Origin of the sequence: Chryseobacterium sp. 'Rf worker isolate 10' (assembly GCF_050753305.1) — a bacterium.
GTDB lineage: Bacteria > Bacteroidota > Bacteroidia > Flavobacteriales > Weeksellaceae > Chryseobacterium.
The window spans coordinates 54,457-70,374 of sequence record NZ_JBOZOF010000005.1 but is presented as its reverse complement, the minus strand read 5'-3'; the positions used below and the strand labels follow the sequence as shown (position 1 = coordinate 70,374).

Annotated in this window: 14 protein-coding genes; 13 read left to right on the top strand and 1 reads right to left on the bottom strand. The window is 36.3% G+C overall.

The annotated features are described in order from the left end of the window. Nucleotides 1-167: 167 nt before the first annotated feature. From LKL37_RS20065 to LKL37_RS20050, 4 genes are all read left to right on the top strand, one after another. Nucleotides 168-1,856: a M23 family metallopeptidase gene (locus LKL37_RS20065; protein WP_431612209.1), complete on the top strand. Its 1,689-nt coding sequence runs from the start codon at nt 168-170 to the stop codon at nt 1,854-1,856. Between the two features lie 75 nt (nt 1,857-1,931). Beyond that, entirely contained in the window at nt 1,932-3,224 is a 1,293-nt protein-coding gene (locus tag LKL37_RS20060; protein WP_431612208.1) for a phenylacetate--CoA ligase family protein, read from the top strand. 70 nt (nt 3,225-3,294) lie between these two features. Next, the gene (locus LKL37_RS20055; RefSeq protein ID WP_431612207.1) at nt 3,295-3,900 is read left to right on the top strand and encodes a hypothetical protein; all 606 of its coding nucleotides are present in this window, start codon (nt 3,295-3,297) and stop codon (nt 3,898-3,900) included. 188 nt (nt 3,901-4,088) lie between these two features. Further along, nucleotides 4,089-4,694: a hypothetical protein gene (locus tag LKL37_RS20050; protein WP_431612206.1), complete on the top strand. Its 606-nt coding sequence runs from the start codon at nt 4,089-4,091 to the stop codon at nt 4,692-4,694. 32 nt (nt 4,695-4,726) lie between these two features. Here LKL37_RS20050 and LKL37_RS20045 read toward each other — a convergent pair whose 3' ends face one another. Continuing rightward, nucleotides 4,727-5,983, bottom strand: coding sequence for an NAD(P)/FAD-dependent oxidoreductase (locus LKL37_RS20045; RefSeq protein WP_431612205.1), 1,257 nt, complete (start codon nt 5,981-5,983; stop codon nt 4,727-4,729). A 98-nt stretch (nt 5,984-6,081) separates the two neighbouring features. Between LKL37_RS20045 and LKL37_RS20040 the strand changes: the two genes are divergently transcribed. The 9 genes from LKL37_RS20040 (at nt 6,082) to LKL37_RS20000 (ending at nt 15,904) form a co-directional block, all read left to right on the top strand. Beyond that, the gene (locus tag LKL37_RS20040) at nt 6,082-7,602 is read left to right on the top strand and encodes an HAL/PAL/TAL family ammonia-lyase (RefSeq protein ID WP_431612204.1); all 1,521 of its coding nucleotides are present in this window, start codon (nt 6,082-6,084) and stop codon (nt 7,600-7,602) included. An 82-nt stretch (nt 7,603-7,684) separates the two neighbouring features. Then, complete coding sequence (gene fabG, locus LKL37_RS20035; RefSeq protein WP_431612203.1) at nt 7,685-8,416, top strand: 3-oxoacyl-ACP reductase FabG; 732 nt, start codon at nt 7,685-7,687, stop codon at nt 8,414-8,416. Nucleotide 8,417: 1 nt separating this feature from the next. Continuing rightward, nucleotides 8,418-9,638, top strand: a complete 1,221-nt coding sequence (locus LKL37_RS20030; RefSeq protein WP_431612202.1) for a beta-ketoacyl-[acyl-carrier-protein] synthase family protein — start codon at nt 8,418-8,420, stop codon at nt 9,636-9,638. A 4-nt stretch (nt 9,639-9,642) separates the two neighbouring features. Then, on the top strand, nt 9,643-9,897 hold the full coding sequence (locus LKL37_RS20025; RefSeq protein WP_034692469.1) for an acyl carrier protein: 255 nt from the start codon (nt 9,643-9,645) through the stop codon (nt 9,895-9,897). A 121-nt stretch (nt 9,898-10,018) separates the two neighbouring features. After that, nucleotides 10,019-10,903, top strand: a complete 885-nt coding sequence (locus LKL37_RS20020) for a lipid A biosynthesis acyltransferase (protein WP_431612201.1) — start codon at nt 10,019-10,021, stop codon at nt 10,901-10,903. Between the two features lie 160 nt (nt 10,904-11,063). Next, nucleotides 11,064-12,605, top strand: coding sequence for a phytoene desaturase family protein (locus LKL37_RS20015; protein WP_431612200.1), 1,542 nt, complete (start codon nt 11,064-11,066; stop codon nt 12,603-12,605). Next, complete coding sequence (locus tag LKL37_RS20010; protein WP_431612199.1) at nt 12,592-14,280, top strand: C45 family autoproteolytic acyltransferase/hydolase; 1,689 nt, start codon at nt 12,592-12,594, stop codon at nt 14,278-14,280. Before LKL37_RS20015 ends, LKL37_RS20010 begins: the two co-directional genes overlap by 14 nt. Continuing rightward, entirely contained in the window at nt 14,277-14,642 is a 366-nt protein-coding gene (locus LKL37_RS20005) for a hypothetical protein (RefSeq protein ID WP_431612198.1), read from the top strand. Before LKL37_RS20010 ends, LKL37_RS20005 begins: the two co-directional genes overlap by 4 nt. Before the next feature lie 8 nt (nt 14,643-14,650). Beyond that, nucleotides 14,651-15,904 (top strand): DUF3887 domain-containing protein, encoded by a 1,254-nt coding sequence (locus LKL37_RS20000; protein WP_431612197.1) that lies wholly within the window; start codon nt 14,651-14,653, stop codon nt 15,902-15,904. The last annotated feature ends 14 nt before the right edge of the window (nt 15,905-15,918 follow it).

Here is a 15,918-nt window from a genome sequence, read left to right as displayed (position 1 = left end):
AAAGAAATCATTCTTTCATCTGAATCTTTATGAGGCAAATATCAATGCTGGAAACGACAAAACTTGGCGTATAAAAATAAATGTGATTCTAAAAACAGATTATGACAATAACCGCTCATTGGCCGGAATTTTGTACAATTAAATAGACATATAAACCCAAATGCTGTATGAAAATCTATTATTACCTGATGCTTTTTGTTTGTTTTATCAACACAAGCATTGTACAAGCTCAAACTAGCTATCCTCAGAATTATTTCAGAAATCCTTTAAATATTCCCATGCAGTTAGCTGCTAATTTTGGGGCAGTCCGGACGAATCACTTTCATATGGGATTGGATCTGAGAACCAATAGCCAGGAGAATTTACCGGTTCTTGCAGCAGCAGACGGCTATGTAAGCAGGATAAAAGTGGAACGATATGGATTTGGAAATGCAGTATACATCACACATCCCAATGGTTATACTACGGTATATGCCCACCTGAATAAATACTTTAGCAAACTGGATGAATATGTAAAGGAAAAACAATATAAAGACGAAAAGTGGGAGCAAGACATTACTTTTCAACCCGGACAGTTTCCTGTGGAGAAAGGACAGCAAATTGCTTTGAGTGGAAATACGGGAGGGTCTGCAGGACCACACCTTCATTTTGAAATAAGAGATACCAAAACAGAAGAATGCCTTAATCCGTTACTTTTTGGTTTTGCTATTCCTGATAATATAGCACCTATTATAAGTGGATTGTATTGGTATGACCGACGTTTCAGTACTTATGAACCTGGTGCGAATGGTGTTGATGTTAAAAAAGCAGGAAATGTTTATACTTCTAATCTTGTTCAGGTAAATTCTCCGGAAATAAGTTTTGCTATTAAAGCCGTTGATAAAGCTAATCAAGGATTTAATCTTGGGATTTATAATGCAGAACTATTGATGGATGGCAAGCTGATTTACAGTTTTAAAATTGATAAAATCCACTATGATGACACGCGATATATCAACGGTTGTATAGATTATACCAAATTTATCAGGGATAAAATGGGAATTCAGCACTTATCTGATTTACCGGGAATGAAAATGCAGAATTATAGCCCTCCAAATTCAACAGGGATTGTCAAACTTCAGGATGAAAATGTTCATACTATTGAAATTGTCCTCAAAGATGTTAAAGGAAATACAAGCCGTTTAACAACAAAACTTCAGTTAAACAAAACCTCAGATAAAATATCTTCTACTGCAAAAACAATAATGGCTAACGAAGCGAAAACCATTACCACAGAAAATGCTGAAATTGCTTTCAGTAAAAATGCCATGTATGATGCTGTGAATTTTAATGCCTATGAAAAGCCGGATGCCTATCAGAATACTGTTTCAAATAGCATTATTTTACAGAGTCCGTACATTCCTGTTCAGGATGAATATATTTTGAGAATAAAAGCCAATAGAAAATTAACCAATACTGAAAAAGATAAAGCCGTTATCCTCCTTGATTATGGCAGTGATAATACTGTTGTTAAGGTAAAATGGAGTGGTGATTGGGCAGAAGGAAAATTCAATAGATTGGGCACTGCAAAATTATTAATGGACAATAATCTGCCTTCTGTTTCATCAGGCTGGACAGAAGGAGCATTGGTTAATAACAGTTCATTATTGTTAAAAGGAACCTCGAAAATTGGAGATATTGTTTCATTTCGGGCCGAGCTGGATGGGAAATGGCTTAGATTTGCCCGTGTAAAAGATAATTTTGTTTATACTTTCGATGAAAGATGCCCGAAAGGAACTGGCTCCCATACTTTAAAAGTAACCACAGTCAATACTGCTGGGAATACCAATACACAAACCTTTACATTTCAGAGATAAATCATCTTTTAAAAGTTGAATCTTTAAATCTTTTCATTTTAATTAAATAAATTTGCCTTTTAAAAATTAAAATCATTGGAATTTCATCCGTTAATCGAGAAAGCAGGGACTCAGGAAATCAAACTATTTCAGGAAGAAAAACTTCGTGAGCTTTTGACCTATCTTGAGAATCATTCACCCTTTTATCAGAAACTGTTCAAAGAAAATACTATCAATATTGCTGATATTCGTACGTTGGAAGATCTTCAGAAGATCCCTACCACCACAAAGAATGACCTTCAGCAGTATAATCATGATTTTTTCTGCATAACACCGGATAAAATTGTCGATTACAGTACCACTTCCGGAACGTTGGGAGATCCGGTTACTTTCGGATTGTCCGAAAGTGATCTTGAGAGACTGGCTTACAATGAAGCTATATCTTTCGCCTGCGCCGGGATTCAAAAAGGAGATGTAGTTCAGATGATTACCACTATAGACAAACGGTTTATGGCAGGTCTTGCTTATTTTCTGGGTTTAAGGAAAATGGGAGCGAGTGTGGTAAGAATGGGACCCGGAATTCCCGAGCTTCAATGGGATTCTATTTTCAGATATCAACCTAAATATCTGATCACCGTGCCTTCTTTTCTGCTGAAAATGATTGATTATGCTGAGAAACACGGGTTGGATTATAAAAATTCAAGTGTTTACGGGGCTGTATGTATCGGAGAAAGTATCAAAAACCAGGATTTTACAGATAATATTCTTTCGCAGAAAATTAAAGAAAAGTGGGATATAAAACTCTTTTCCACCTATGCTTCTACCGAAATGAGTACCGCTTTTACAGAATGTGAATTCCAGATCGGAGGACATCACCACCCGGAACTGATCATTACAGAAATTCTCGATGATGAAGGAAATCCGGTAAAAGAAGGAGAAAGTGGTGAACTAACGATTACCACGCTAGGAGTAGAAGCTATTCCTCTGTTGAGGTTTAAAACCGGAGATCTTGTAAAAGCCCATTATGAACCATGCCAATGCGGAAGAAATACGATGAGGTTAGGACCAGTAGTAGGGAGAAAACAGCAAATGATCAAATACAAAGGAACGACATTGTATCCGCCTGCGATGAATGATATCTTGAATGATTTTAACAACATTTTATGTTATCAAATCGTTATTCAGGCTAATGAAATAGGGTTGGATGAAATTATCATCAAATTAAGTACTGAAGCAGAACACGAAGGGTTTGTCAATGAAGTAAGAGACCACTTCCGTGCAAAACTGAGAGTAAGTCCGAAAATTGAAATCATTGACTTTGATATTCTGTCTAAAACTGTTTTTAATCCAAACAGCAGAAAGCCCATCACTTTTATTGATTTAAGATAAAGATTAAAAATAAAGAGTGGGTAAAGATTTACTTTTTATAATATCTTTGGCAGTGAAAAAAATTAATACTATGAAAAAATTATTATCATTCGTACTTGCGATGACCATGACGGTTGCTGCAATGGCTCAAAAAGTGAAAATTCAAAGTGGTGATCTTAAATTTCTGAAAGGAGAGGAAACTGTAAATGTTATTTTTGACTATTCAGATATGAAGCTGCTGAAAGAGAATTATACAGAAGAGCAGTATATTCCAAAAAGACTTGAAGAACTTAACAAGAAAGTTGAAGGAAGCGGTGATATCTGGAAAAAACAATGGGAAAGAAGCAAAGAAGAGCTTTGGAATCCTAAGTTTATCACTATTTTTAATAAAACTCTAGAAAAAGAGGGAATTAAAATGAAGTTAAAAGAAAATGTACAAACCCGATATACTCTAAAAGTTAATGTGAAGTGGATTTATCCGGGATGGGATGCAGGGATAATGAAGCAGGCAGCAAAAGTTAATACCCAGCTTGTTTTTGTAGAAACAGCAACAAATAAGGTAGTTTGTGATATTGATAGCCAGGAGGCACCGGGAGATCAATGGGGTAGTAACTTCAACAATGAAACAAGAATAGGTGAAGGCTTTGCAAAAACAGGAAAAACACTTGCACAGAAAATAGAAAAAGAAGTAAAATAATAAAATAAAGACCGTTAATGTAATTGCGGTCTTTTTTATAGCCGTTTATGAAGTTGCTGGGAAATCACCTGTAATCATGATTTTTTAAGATCCCGGCTGATGAGCTTAGACTGTACTTGCAGCTTTTATGATCATTTATTAATAAAAGTAAATATCTTTGGGTTTTTAAAATAAAAAACTAATACCATATGAAAAAGTTATTCTTGCTGGTCTTTATCATTATAATGACTACAGCTTTCGGACAAGAGAAAATGAAAATAGTTGCCGGAAGTCTTGGCGTTTTGAAAGATCAGACCGAAGTAAATGTTGAGGTTAAGTTTGAGAATGTTCTGTTTATGAAAGAAAATATTACAGAAGCTCAATACCTTGAAAACAGAAAAAAACAAGTTCTTGACAATCCTAAAAGAGGAGAAGAGGCCTGGAAAAAATGGATTGAAGAATGGGAAAAATATAAAAATGAGTATGCAAATTATTTTGCAAAAGGGCTTAATAAGACGTATAAAAATATTTCATTTAAAAAAGATGCTTCTGCAAAATATACGCTGTTGGTAGAAACCCATTGGATATTTCCGGGATGGCATGCGGGGCTTACTGCAATGACCGCTGAAATAACAGGTAAAATAAAACTGATAGAAACCAATAATCCTTCTGCTGTTTTAGCTGAAATAGAGCTTAAAAAGTTTGATAAATTTGTACAGAATGAAGAATTTGTAATGGAGTACGGGAGAATAGCGGCAGCTTATGAATCTACTGGAAGATACCTGGGAAGAGAAATTAAAAAATCTATGAAATAACAAAAAACGGTCTGAATTTTCAGACCGTTTTTTTATGCTTGATTTTGCTGTTCCTGTTTTTCTAATTTGATCAGGTTGGCAAGATTTTTAATCACTGTATCATGCTTTTTCACAAAAGGATTGTCTTTATTCCAGACATATCCGGCTAAAACAGCACAGATTTTTTTCTTCACATCCGGATTTTCCGGTTGGTGAAAGAACAGTTCCTGAAGATTTCCGGTATACCACTCTTTTACATACGTGGTGAAGACATCCACTCCGTATAAAATATAGTCTGAGTACTCTGTCTGCCAGTCGATTTTTTCTCCGTTTAGCTGTCTTGAAGCCAGTTTTGCAGCCAGCATTCCGGATTCTGTGGCAAAAGCCATTCCTGAAGAGAAAACGGGATCAAGGAATTCCGAAGCATTCCCTGTTAAAGCAAATCCATCCCCGAATAAACTTTTAACCGAACATGAATAATCTTTCAGATGTTTAGGCTCAAAAAGAAAATCTACCTCTCCAAAACGTTTTACATAATAATCAGAAAGAGAAATTGCCTTTTTCAAAGCTTCAGCAGGATCTCCGTTTTCAGATAATTTTTCAATATATTCAGTAGGGCCTACAATTCCCACACTGGTATTACCGTTGGAAAAAGGAATTACCCAAAGCCATACTTCAGTTTCAATAATGTCAAAAGAAATCAAAGTTCCTTCTTCTCCAGATTCTCTGTTAATATCATTCACATGAGAGAAAATAGCAGAGTGAGGAGATAGTTTTGAAGGCTTTTCAAGGTCAAGCAAGCGGGGAAGTACTCTTCCGTAACCGCTGGAATCAATAACAAACTTAGCGTGGATCTCTTTTGTTTCTCCATCTTTATTTCTTACTGTAGTTACAGAATTTGTCCCGTCAAATCTGATATCAATAACTTCGGTTTCAAATTCAAGATCAATACCTTTGTTAATAACTTCCTGAGCAAGAGTATTATCAAAATCAGCTCTCGGAACCTGCCAGGTCCAGTCCCAGCCTTCCCCGAATTTGTTGCTGAAATCAAAAATGCAGACTTCATCGCCGCGAAGGAAACGTGCTCCCAGCTTTTTTTCAAAACCCATTTTGTCTAATGCAGGGAAAAGTCCGGCCTCCTCAAAGTGGTCCATTACCCTTGGAATTAAACTTTCTCCGACTACCAGCCTTGGGAATTTTGTCTTTTCGACTACTTTTACGCTGACGTTATTGTTCTTCAGGTATGAAGAAGACACGCATCCGGAGGGTCCAGCTCCGATTACAAGAACGTCAACAGATTCTTTGCTCATCTTTGATTTTTTATTTTAATAATAACTTTTATCTTTGCCGCAAAATTAGTGACAAATAATTAATATTTTACAAAATTATCAACTATTACTTTTAATTGATGAAAATAAATAACTTTTTAGAACTGAAAGACTTTCAAAAAATTATCATTGAGAATGAAAAAATAGAACTGGATGAATCGCTTTTGTCAAGAGTGGATAAAAGTTTTCAGTTTTTAAAAGAGTTTTCAAAAAACAAAGTAATATATGGTGTGAACACTGGTTTTGGGCCCATGGCTCAGTTTAAAATCAGTGATGAAGATACACACCAGTTGCAATATAACCTTATCAGAAGCCATTCTTCAGGGATTGGAAATCCCTTACCTGCAGAAGAAGTAAAAGCATGTATGCTGGCAAGACTGAATACCTTATCATTAGGAAATTCAGGAGTACACCAGTCTGTTATTTATCTTCTTAAGGAGTTGATCAACAGAGATATTACTCCATTAATATTCGAGCACGGAGGAGTAGGAGCAAGCGGCGACCTTGTTCAGCTGGCTCACCTGGCTTTGGTATTGATCGGAGAAGGAGAAGTTTTTTATAAAGGAGAAAGAAAATCTACCAAAGACGTTTTTGAAACGGAAGGATTAGAACCGATAAAAGTGGAGATCCGTGAAGGTCTTGCTTTGATGAACGGAACTTCTGTGATGTCAGGAATCGGTATTGTGAATGCTTATAAAGCGAATCAGCTTACAGATATTTCTCTCAGACTTTCTTGTGCGATCAATGAGATTGTACAGGCTTATGATGATCACTTATCAGAAGCATTGAACGGAACGAAAAAACATTACGGTCAGCAGAAAGTGGCAGAAAGAATGCGTGCTCACCTGGCAGACAGTAAACTGATCAGAAAAAGAGAAGATCATCTTTATACCCACTTTGAAGAACAGGAAAAAGTATTCAAGGAAAAAGTTCAGGAATATTATTCTTTAAGATGTGTACCTCAGATTTTAGGTCCGGTATTGGATACGTTGGAATACACGGAGAAAGTTCTTGAAAATGAGATCAATTCGGCGAATGATAATCCAATTATCAACGTTGAAGACCAGCATGTTTATCACGGGGGAAATTTCCACGGTGATTATATCTCTTTGGAAATGGACAAACTGAAAATTGTGGTAACCAAACTGACTATGCTTGCAGAAAGACAGCTAAATTACCTTTTGAACTCGAAAATCAATGAAATTTTGCCTCCTTTTGTAAATTTAGGTAAATTAGGTTTCAATTTCGGGATGCAGGGTGTGCAGTTTACGGCAACTTCTACTACAGCAGAAAGCCAAATGCTGTCAAACCCTATGTATGTTCACAGTATTCCAAACAATAATGATAATCAGGACATCGTTAGTATGGGAACCAACGCTGCGGTGATCTGCAGAAAAGTCATTGAAAATGCTTTTGAAGTATTGGCTATTGAGGCTATTACGATTATTCAGGCTGTAGAATATCTTGGATTCCAGGATCAAGTTTCATCATCTACAAAAGAACTGTATGATGATGTCAGAAAGATTATTCCTGCTTTCTCCGATGATATGGTTATGTATCCATATCTGGAAGGCGTAAAGAAATATCTGAAGGGAATGTAACTATTAGCTGCTATGAATTGTCTTTTAAAGAAAGGTATACAACTCAACTTAAAAAAACTAAAAACGATATAAACACTAACGCATGAAATGTGCAATTGTAACAGGAGGCTCCAGAGGAATCGGGAGAGCAATCTGTATAAAACTGGCTGAAGAAAAAAACTATCACATTCTTATCAACTACGCTTCAAATGAAACGGCAGCTAACGAAACGTTGGCTAAAGTGAAAGAACTTGGAGCTACAGGAGAAATTCTTAAATTTGATGTAGGAAATACTGAAGAAACACAAGCTGTTTTAACGGAATGGCAGGAGAGAAATCCTGATGCAGTGGTAGAAGTGATCGTCAATAATGCCGGAATCACAAGAGACGGGCTTTTTATGTGGATGCAAAAAGAAGACTGGAATAGTGTGATCAATACAAGTCTGGACGGATTCTTTAATGTAACCAATTTCTTTATCCAAAAGCTGCTTCGTAACAAATACGGAAGAATTATTAACATGGTTTCGGTATCAGGAGTAAAAGGAACAGCTGGTCAGACTAATTATTCTGCCGCAAAAGGTGCTTTGGTAGGTGCTACAAAAGCTCTTGCTCAGGAAGTTGCCAAAAGAAACGTTACGGTAAATGCCGTAGCTCCAGGTTTCATCAAAACAGATATGACTCAGGATTTTAATGAAGAAGAACTGAAAGCAATGATTCCTGCCAACAGGTTCGGAGAAGCGGAAGAAGTAGCGGATCTTGTAGCATTTTTAGCATCTAAAAAATCTTCTTACATTACAGGAGAAGTGATTAATATTAACGGAGGAATTTATTCATAGCATGGAAAATAGGGTTGTAATTACCGGAATGGGAATTTATTCCTGCATCGGGACGTCTTTAGAAGAGGTCAGGGAATCCCTATATCAAGGAAAATCCGGTATTGTTTTAGATCAGGACAGAAAAGAATTCGGTTTCAGATCTGGCCTTACAGGGGTTGTTCCGAAACCCGATCTGAAAAATCTCCTAAACAGACGACAGCGTATCAGTATGGGAGAAGAAAGCGAATATGCTTATCTTGCTACCATTGATGCTTTAAAGCAGGCGAATCTGGATGAAGAATTCTTAGATTCTCATGAAGTGGGAATCCTATACGGAAACGACAGTGTTTCTCAGGCAGTCGTAGAATCTATCGATATTGCAAGAGAAAAGAAAGATACAACATTGATGGGGTCGGGGGCGATCTTCAAATCAATGAACTCAACGGTAACGATGAACCTTTCTACCATTTTTAAGTTAAAAGGGATCAATCTTACCATCAGTGCAGCATGTGCAAGCGGTTCCCATTCTTTGGGGCTGGCTTATATGATGATTAAAAATGGTTTTCAGGACATGATTATCTGTGGGGGTGCTCAGGAAACCAACAAATATTCCATGGCGAGCTTTGATGGACTGGGAGTGTTCTCAGCCAGAGAAGACGAACCCACAAAAGCATCCAGACCTTTCGATGCAGAGAGAGACGGATTGATTCCAAGTGGCGGAGCGGCCAGTCTGATTGTTGAAAGCTTAGAATCTGCTCAAAGAAGAGGTGCTCCGATTATTGCAGAAATTATCGGGTATGGTTTCTCTTCAAACGGAGGACATATTTCAACGCCAAACGTTGACGGACCTGCTTTGGCAATGGACAGAGCGTTAAAACAGTCAGGATTAAAAGCTTCAGACATCGATTATATCAATGCTCATGCAACTTCTACCCCAATTGGTGACGCCAACGAGGCAAAAGCAATCTATGAGATTTTCGGTGGTGAAGTTCCGGTAAGTTCTACGAAATCCATGACAGGACACGAGTGCTGGATGGCAGGTGCAAGTGAAGTTATCTACTCAATTCTGATGATGCAGAATGATTTTGTAGCTCCAAACATCAACCTGGAAAATCCTGATAATGAAGCACAAAAGATAAATTTAGTCGCAAAAACAAAAAATCAAAAAATTGATGTATTTTTGTCGAATTCTTTTGGGTTTGGGGGAACCAATTCTGCACTAATAGTTAAAAAATTTGATTAAAAACATGGAAAGGGAAAAAATTGTTGCCATCGTTAATGATTTTCTGGTCAACGAATTCGAGGTAGACGGAGACGAAATCAGTAATGATGCCAACCTTAAAAATACACTGGGCTTAGACAGCTTAGATTATATCGACATGGTAGTCGTGATCGAATCTAATTTCGGGGTGAAATTAGGAGAAGCAGATTTCAAGAAAATGGTAACATTTGATGATTTCTATACAACGATTGAACATAAGATTGCTGAAAAAAACGCGTAGTTATTGAGTAAATCTTTATTCTATAAAATGTGCCAATGTAATAATATCACAGTGATCCGGTAACGGTCACTTTTAAAAAAGGTATTATTACATTGGTTCTCTGTTATATTAAACTGAATATATGAACAAGTGGAAAGGTAAATCTAAAGGAACAGTACTCGGATACAGAATATTCGTCTGGTGTATTAGAAATATCGGGATCAGAAGTTCATATGGGGTGCTTTACTTTGTGGCAGCCTATTACTCATTATTCCAGAAGAAAAGCAACCAGTACATTCTTTATTACTTTCAGAAAAGACTGAACTACGGATACTGGAAATCCAAAGCCTCTATATTTAAAAGCTATTTTACTTTCGGAAAAGTTCTGATTGATAAAACTGCTATTTCTGCCGGACTCAGAGAAAAATATACCTATGAGTTTGACGGCATCGAAAACCTCAGAAATCTTTTAGCAGCCAAAAAAGGAGGAGTACTGATCAGTGCTCATATCGGTAATTTTGAAATTGCTGAACATTTTTTTGCAGATATCGACTTCGACTGTCAGATCAACCTGGTGACTACAGATCAGGAAGTAACCGTAATTAAGGAATATCTGGAGAGTGTTGCCGTAAAAGAGAGTAATATCAAATTCATTTATGTAAAAGAAGACATGTCTCATATCTTTGAGATCAATCAGGCTTTGTCCAATAATGAACTGATCTGTTTTACCGGAGACCGTTATTTTGAAGGATCCAAATATCTGGAAGCAGAACTGCTGGGGAAAAGCGCAAAATTTCCGGCTGGTCCGTTTTTGATTGCCTCTAGATTAGGCGTTCCCGTAGTATACGTCTATGTGATGAAGGAAAAGAATCTTCATTACCATCTGTATGCAAGAGTAGCCCAGAATATCAAAAACCGTGATTCACAGGGACTTTTACAGTCTTATGTTGATAATCTTGAAACCATGGTGAAAAAATATCCTCTTCAATGGTTTAATTATTTTGATTTTTGGGATGATGTTGATTAATTTTTCTATTTTTATCCCATAAAAACGAATAAAAAACTAACAACCATTAAGATTTACCGAGATTTAAGATCAACAATGAAATTTCTATGCTTACTTTACTAAAGTAATCTTTAAATATCTTAAATTCCCTGTTTCTTAATTATTAAAAGCACATTCTCTTTTGAAAAAAGAATACGACATACTTGTAATCGGAAGCGGATTGGGAGGTCTTGTTTCAGCTCTTATTTTGGCGAAAGAAGGCCTGAAAGTATGCGTTCTGGAGAAGAATAACCAATATGGCGGAAATCTGCAGACCTTTTCACGAGACAAACTTATTTTTGACACAGGCGTCCACTATCTGGGAGGTTTATCCAAAGGGCAGAATCTACATCAGTTCTTTTCCTATCTGGAAATCATGGATGATCTTGAGCTTCAGATGATGGATGAAGATGGTTATGACAGAATCAGTTTCGGAGACGACGAAATAGAATATCCACACGCACAGGGTTATAACAACTTTGTAGAACAGCTTTTAAAATACTTCCCCGAAGAAAAAGAAAACCTTGAAAACTACTGTGAAGAGATTCAGTATGTATGCAGTCAGTTTCCAAGATATCATGTGGTGGGAAAAGACCATTATAATGAAGAAATCCTGCATCTCAATACGAAAAGATTCATCGAGTCCGTTACTCATAACAAAAAACTTCAGTCGGTTTTACTGGGATCCAATTTTTTATATGCCGGAGATTCTGAAAACGTACCCTTTTATGTACATGCTTTAACGGTAAATTCTTATATTCAAAGTGCCTATAAATGTGTAAAAGGTGGAAGCCAGATCTCTAAACTTCTAATCAGAAAACTTCGGGAATATGGAGCAGAAGTGCATAAACATTCGGAAGTTTCCGAATTTGTTTTCAATGAAAATAATAAACTCATATCTGTAAATACAAAAGCAGGAAAAGAATACACCGCAAAACAATTTATTTCAAATATTGAAATCCATTCCACTATTAAGCTGATAGGAGAAGAAAGACTGAAAAAATCTTTTCTGAACAGGGTTTTAAGCTGGAAGCCGGTTTCATCATGTTTCAGTATTTATCTGGTTTTAAAACCTCAGAGCCTTCCGAATTTCAATTACAACAGATATCACTATTCATCAGAAGAACAAGTCTGGAATGCATTCCGTTATCGGAAAGAATCATGGCCGGAAACATACATGCTTTCTTCCACCCCTTCGAAGCATCATCCCGAATTTGCTGAAAGCTTTACCGCAATTTCTTATATGGATTTTGATGAGGTTAAAGCATGGGAAAATACATTCAATACTGTAGCGGATGAGCATGAAAGAGGGAGAGCTTATGAAATATTTAAGCTTGAAAAAACAGAAAAAATGCTGGATGCTTTGGAAAAGAAAATTCCCAATCTAAGGCGCGCCATCAAAACAATATATACTTCTTCTCCTTTGTCTTACAGAGACTATATTGGGAATTTTGAAGGAAATATGTACGGATACATGAAAAGCTCGGAGAATCCCCTTAAAACAATGGTTTCTCCCCGCACCAAAATTGACAATCTGTTTCTTACCGGACAATCTGTTAATATGCATGGGATTTTAGGTGTTACCATTGGAGCTTTTAATACCTGTGCAGAAATTCTGGGGAAAGAAAAGATTGACATGAGGCTGACACAAATGATTAATAAAAACCAAAGTGAAAAAAACTAATACCTTTCATCCATCTTATAAAAGTGTTCTTTTTTATCTTACTTTTTGTTTTTTCCTCACTTCCTGCGGAATATCGAAGTCTATCAAACATATTCCCGATGTACAACAATATTCACTGGAGGTTCCGAAAATAAAAAGGATTAACGACAGCACATTCAGTTACAATCAAAATTATCTTACCAAAAATAAGCAGCAGCTCTGGGAGCTCTATATCAAAGGAAATCCTTTACAGCTGGGATATAATAATGGAGCATTAACACAAAGCTTAATGCAGAAACAGGAAGGTATTTTCTTTTCAAAAGTGGAGGGTTTTGTGCCTTCAAAATTCAGACAAAGGCTTTTAAGAGGCTTTTTAAAATGGTACAACAGAAAAATGTACCTCAACGTAAGAGAAGATTATCAGGCAGAATTGTATGGCTTGTCACAATATTCATCCGATCAGTATGATTTTATTGCTCCTAAATATTTAAGAAATCTTTACCTGCACGGAGCTCACGATATAGGACATGCTATGCAGGATCTTGCCATGGTGGGCTGCACATCTCTTGCTGTTTGGAACGAAAATACTGAAGACGGAGAGCTATTGATCGGAAGAAATTTCGACTTTTATGTAGGAGATGATTTTGCTAAAAATAAACTGGTAGAATTTGTTCAGCCGGAGGAAGGAATACCTTACATGTCTGTAAGCTGGCCGGGAATGATTGGTGTGGTTTCCGGAATGAATAAAGAAGGAATTACGGTAACAATTAACGCCGGAAAATCAAAAATTCCTTTGACGGCAAAAACCCCTATCTCCCTTGTTACAAGAGAGATTTTGCAGTATGCTAAAAATATTGAGGAAGCGATTGCTATTGCTAAAAAAAGAAAAGTTTTCGTTTCAGAGTCCATCCTTGTGGGAAGTGCAGCAGATAAAAATGCAGTAATCATCGAAGTTTCACCTAAAAACTTCGGAGTGTACAGAGTACAGAATACCAGCAAAGTTCTTTGCACCAATCATTTCCAGTCCGAAGCCTATAAAGATGACAAAAGAAATCAGAAACAGATTGAAGAAAGCCATTCGGAATACCGGTATGAAAAACTTCAGGAGCTTTTGCAGGAAGAAAAAAAGATCACTCCCGAAAAGATGGCCTCCATTTTAAGAAACAGATCAGGATTGAAAGATAAACAGATAGGTTATGGTAATGAAAAAGCACTCAATCAGCTTTTGGCTCACCATGCCATTATATTTTCGCCTCAGAAAAGACTGGTTTGGGTTTCTTCGAATCCTTATCAGCTGGGAGAATTTGTATGTTATGATTTGAATGAAATTTTTTCAGACAAAGGATTGCAGCCTGATGATTTTTCAAAATCAAGCCTTAATATCCCACGCGATCCCTTCGCAGATTCTGAAGAATTCCAAAACTATGAACTGTCCAAAATGTATGGTAAAGAAATCAATGAGGCTGCTAACGATAAAAATACACTGTTGACGGATGATGTTATACCTTCCTATCAGGCTATGAACCCTGATTTTTGGCTGGTCTATTATCAGTCAGGAAAATATTATTTTAACAAAAAAGAATATTCAAAGGCAAAAGTTGCGTTTGAAAAAGCTTTAACGAAAGAAATTACAACTATTCCGGACAGAAAAAATGTAGAAAAATACCTGAAGAAAACTTTAAAGAAACTGAAATGATCCCCAAATATATAAAACTGCTGTTCTGCATTCCATTTGTCATTATCATCTGTCATTCAGTATACTTGTGTACGGTTTACAGTTCAATACCAGACATTATCCCTATTCATGGTTATGGAAATATGAAAGACAATGATGGAAGCAAAATATTTCTGCTAATGCCCATAATCATGAATTTGGTTATTCTGCTTTTTATCTGGTTAATTATCAGAAGACCGGACAAAATAAAATTCACTTTTGAAATCAACGAGGACGAAAGAGAAAAAACCTATCATATCACACAGCTGGCTTTGGTAATTATTGCGATATTTGCAACCATAATGATGACTCCGTTATCATTTTATGATGTGGTTTATAAATAATTGATTATATGAAAAAACTTTTAACCCTATTTCTTGCCGTATACTCTCTGTTATTATTTTCTCAGGACAGAAAAGAGATCGGAAATTCTCTCATCAAAGCTTTATTGGTAGATAAAAATATAGAAAAAGCACATTCTTATTTTGATCCTTCCATAGCAGGGCAGATTCCTGTGGAACAGCTCAAAGCCATTACAGAACAGCTTCAGGGACAGCTTGGAGGATTAAAAAATATCCTTGAAGTAAACAATGAAGGCAGTATCTACTATTACTATACAGAATTTGAAAAAACAAAACTGGATGTTCAGCTTACCTTTGGTGAGAACAATAAAATGCTTGGTTTCTTTTTAGTTCCTCATAAAACATTTGAAAAGCCCGATGAGAAAACTACACTGAAAATAAAAAGTGATGCTATAGAACTGAACGGAACATTATTGGTACCTCCTTCTAATGATAAAAAGAAACTTGTCATTTTCGTTCATGGTTCAGGAGCGCATGACAGAGACGAAACTATTGGAGAAAACAAACCGTTTAAAGATATTGCAGAGTATCTTCTCAACAACGGAATTGCTTCCTATCGATATGATAAAAGAACCTATTCTTACCCTGAGACATTCAATGAAAAGTCTACTGTAGAAGAAGAAACCATCAATGATGCTGTAAATGCCGCTCTTTATTTTAAAAATAATGCTGATTATAAAGGATATCAGATTATCATTCTTGGACACAGCCAGGGAGCTTATATGATGCCTGAAATTGCAAAAAAAGCACAGGTTTCTAAGTATGTTTTTATGGCTGGGAATGCAAGGCCACTGCAAAATCTGATCGTAGAGCAGTATGAATATCTTCACACTTTGGATTCTGCTAAAGTTCCTGCAGAAGCCGTTCAGGAAGTGAAAAATCAGGTTGCCTATTTAAATTCATCCAATTTTAATTTGAACTCACCTGCAAAAGAACTTCCTTTAGGACAGTCGGCGGCATACTGGCAATATTTAAAAAATTACAACCAGCTTAATGAAGTGAAGAAAATTAAAGCTCCGATGTTTTTTGCACAAGGGGGAAGAGATTATCAGGTAACTGAGAAAGATTTGAACCTTTGGAAGAACGAACTGAAAAATGATAAAACAGCTGTATTTAAATTTTATCCTGTCTTAAGTCATTTATTCATTGCAGGTTCCGGAAAACCTTCTCCAAAAGATTACGAAACAAAAGGAAAGGTGGATGAACAGTTTTTAAAAGATCTTACTCAGTTTATTTTGCAATAATTTTTAAGTTTCTT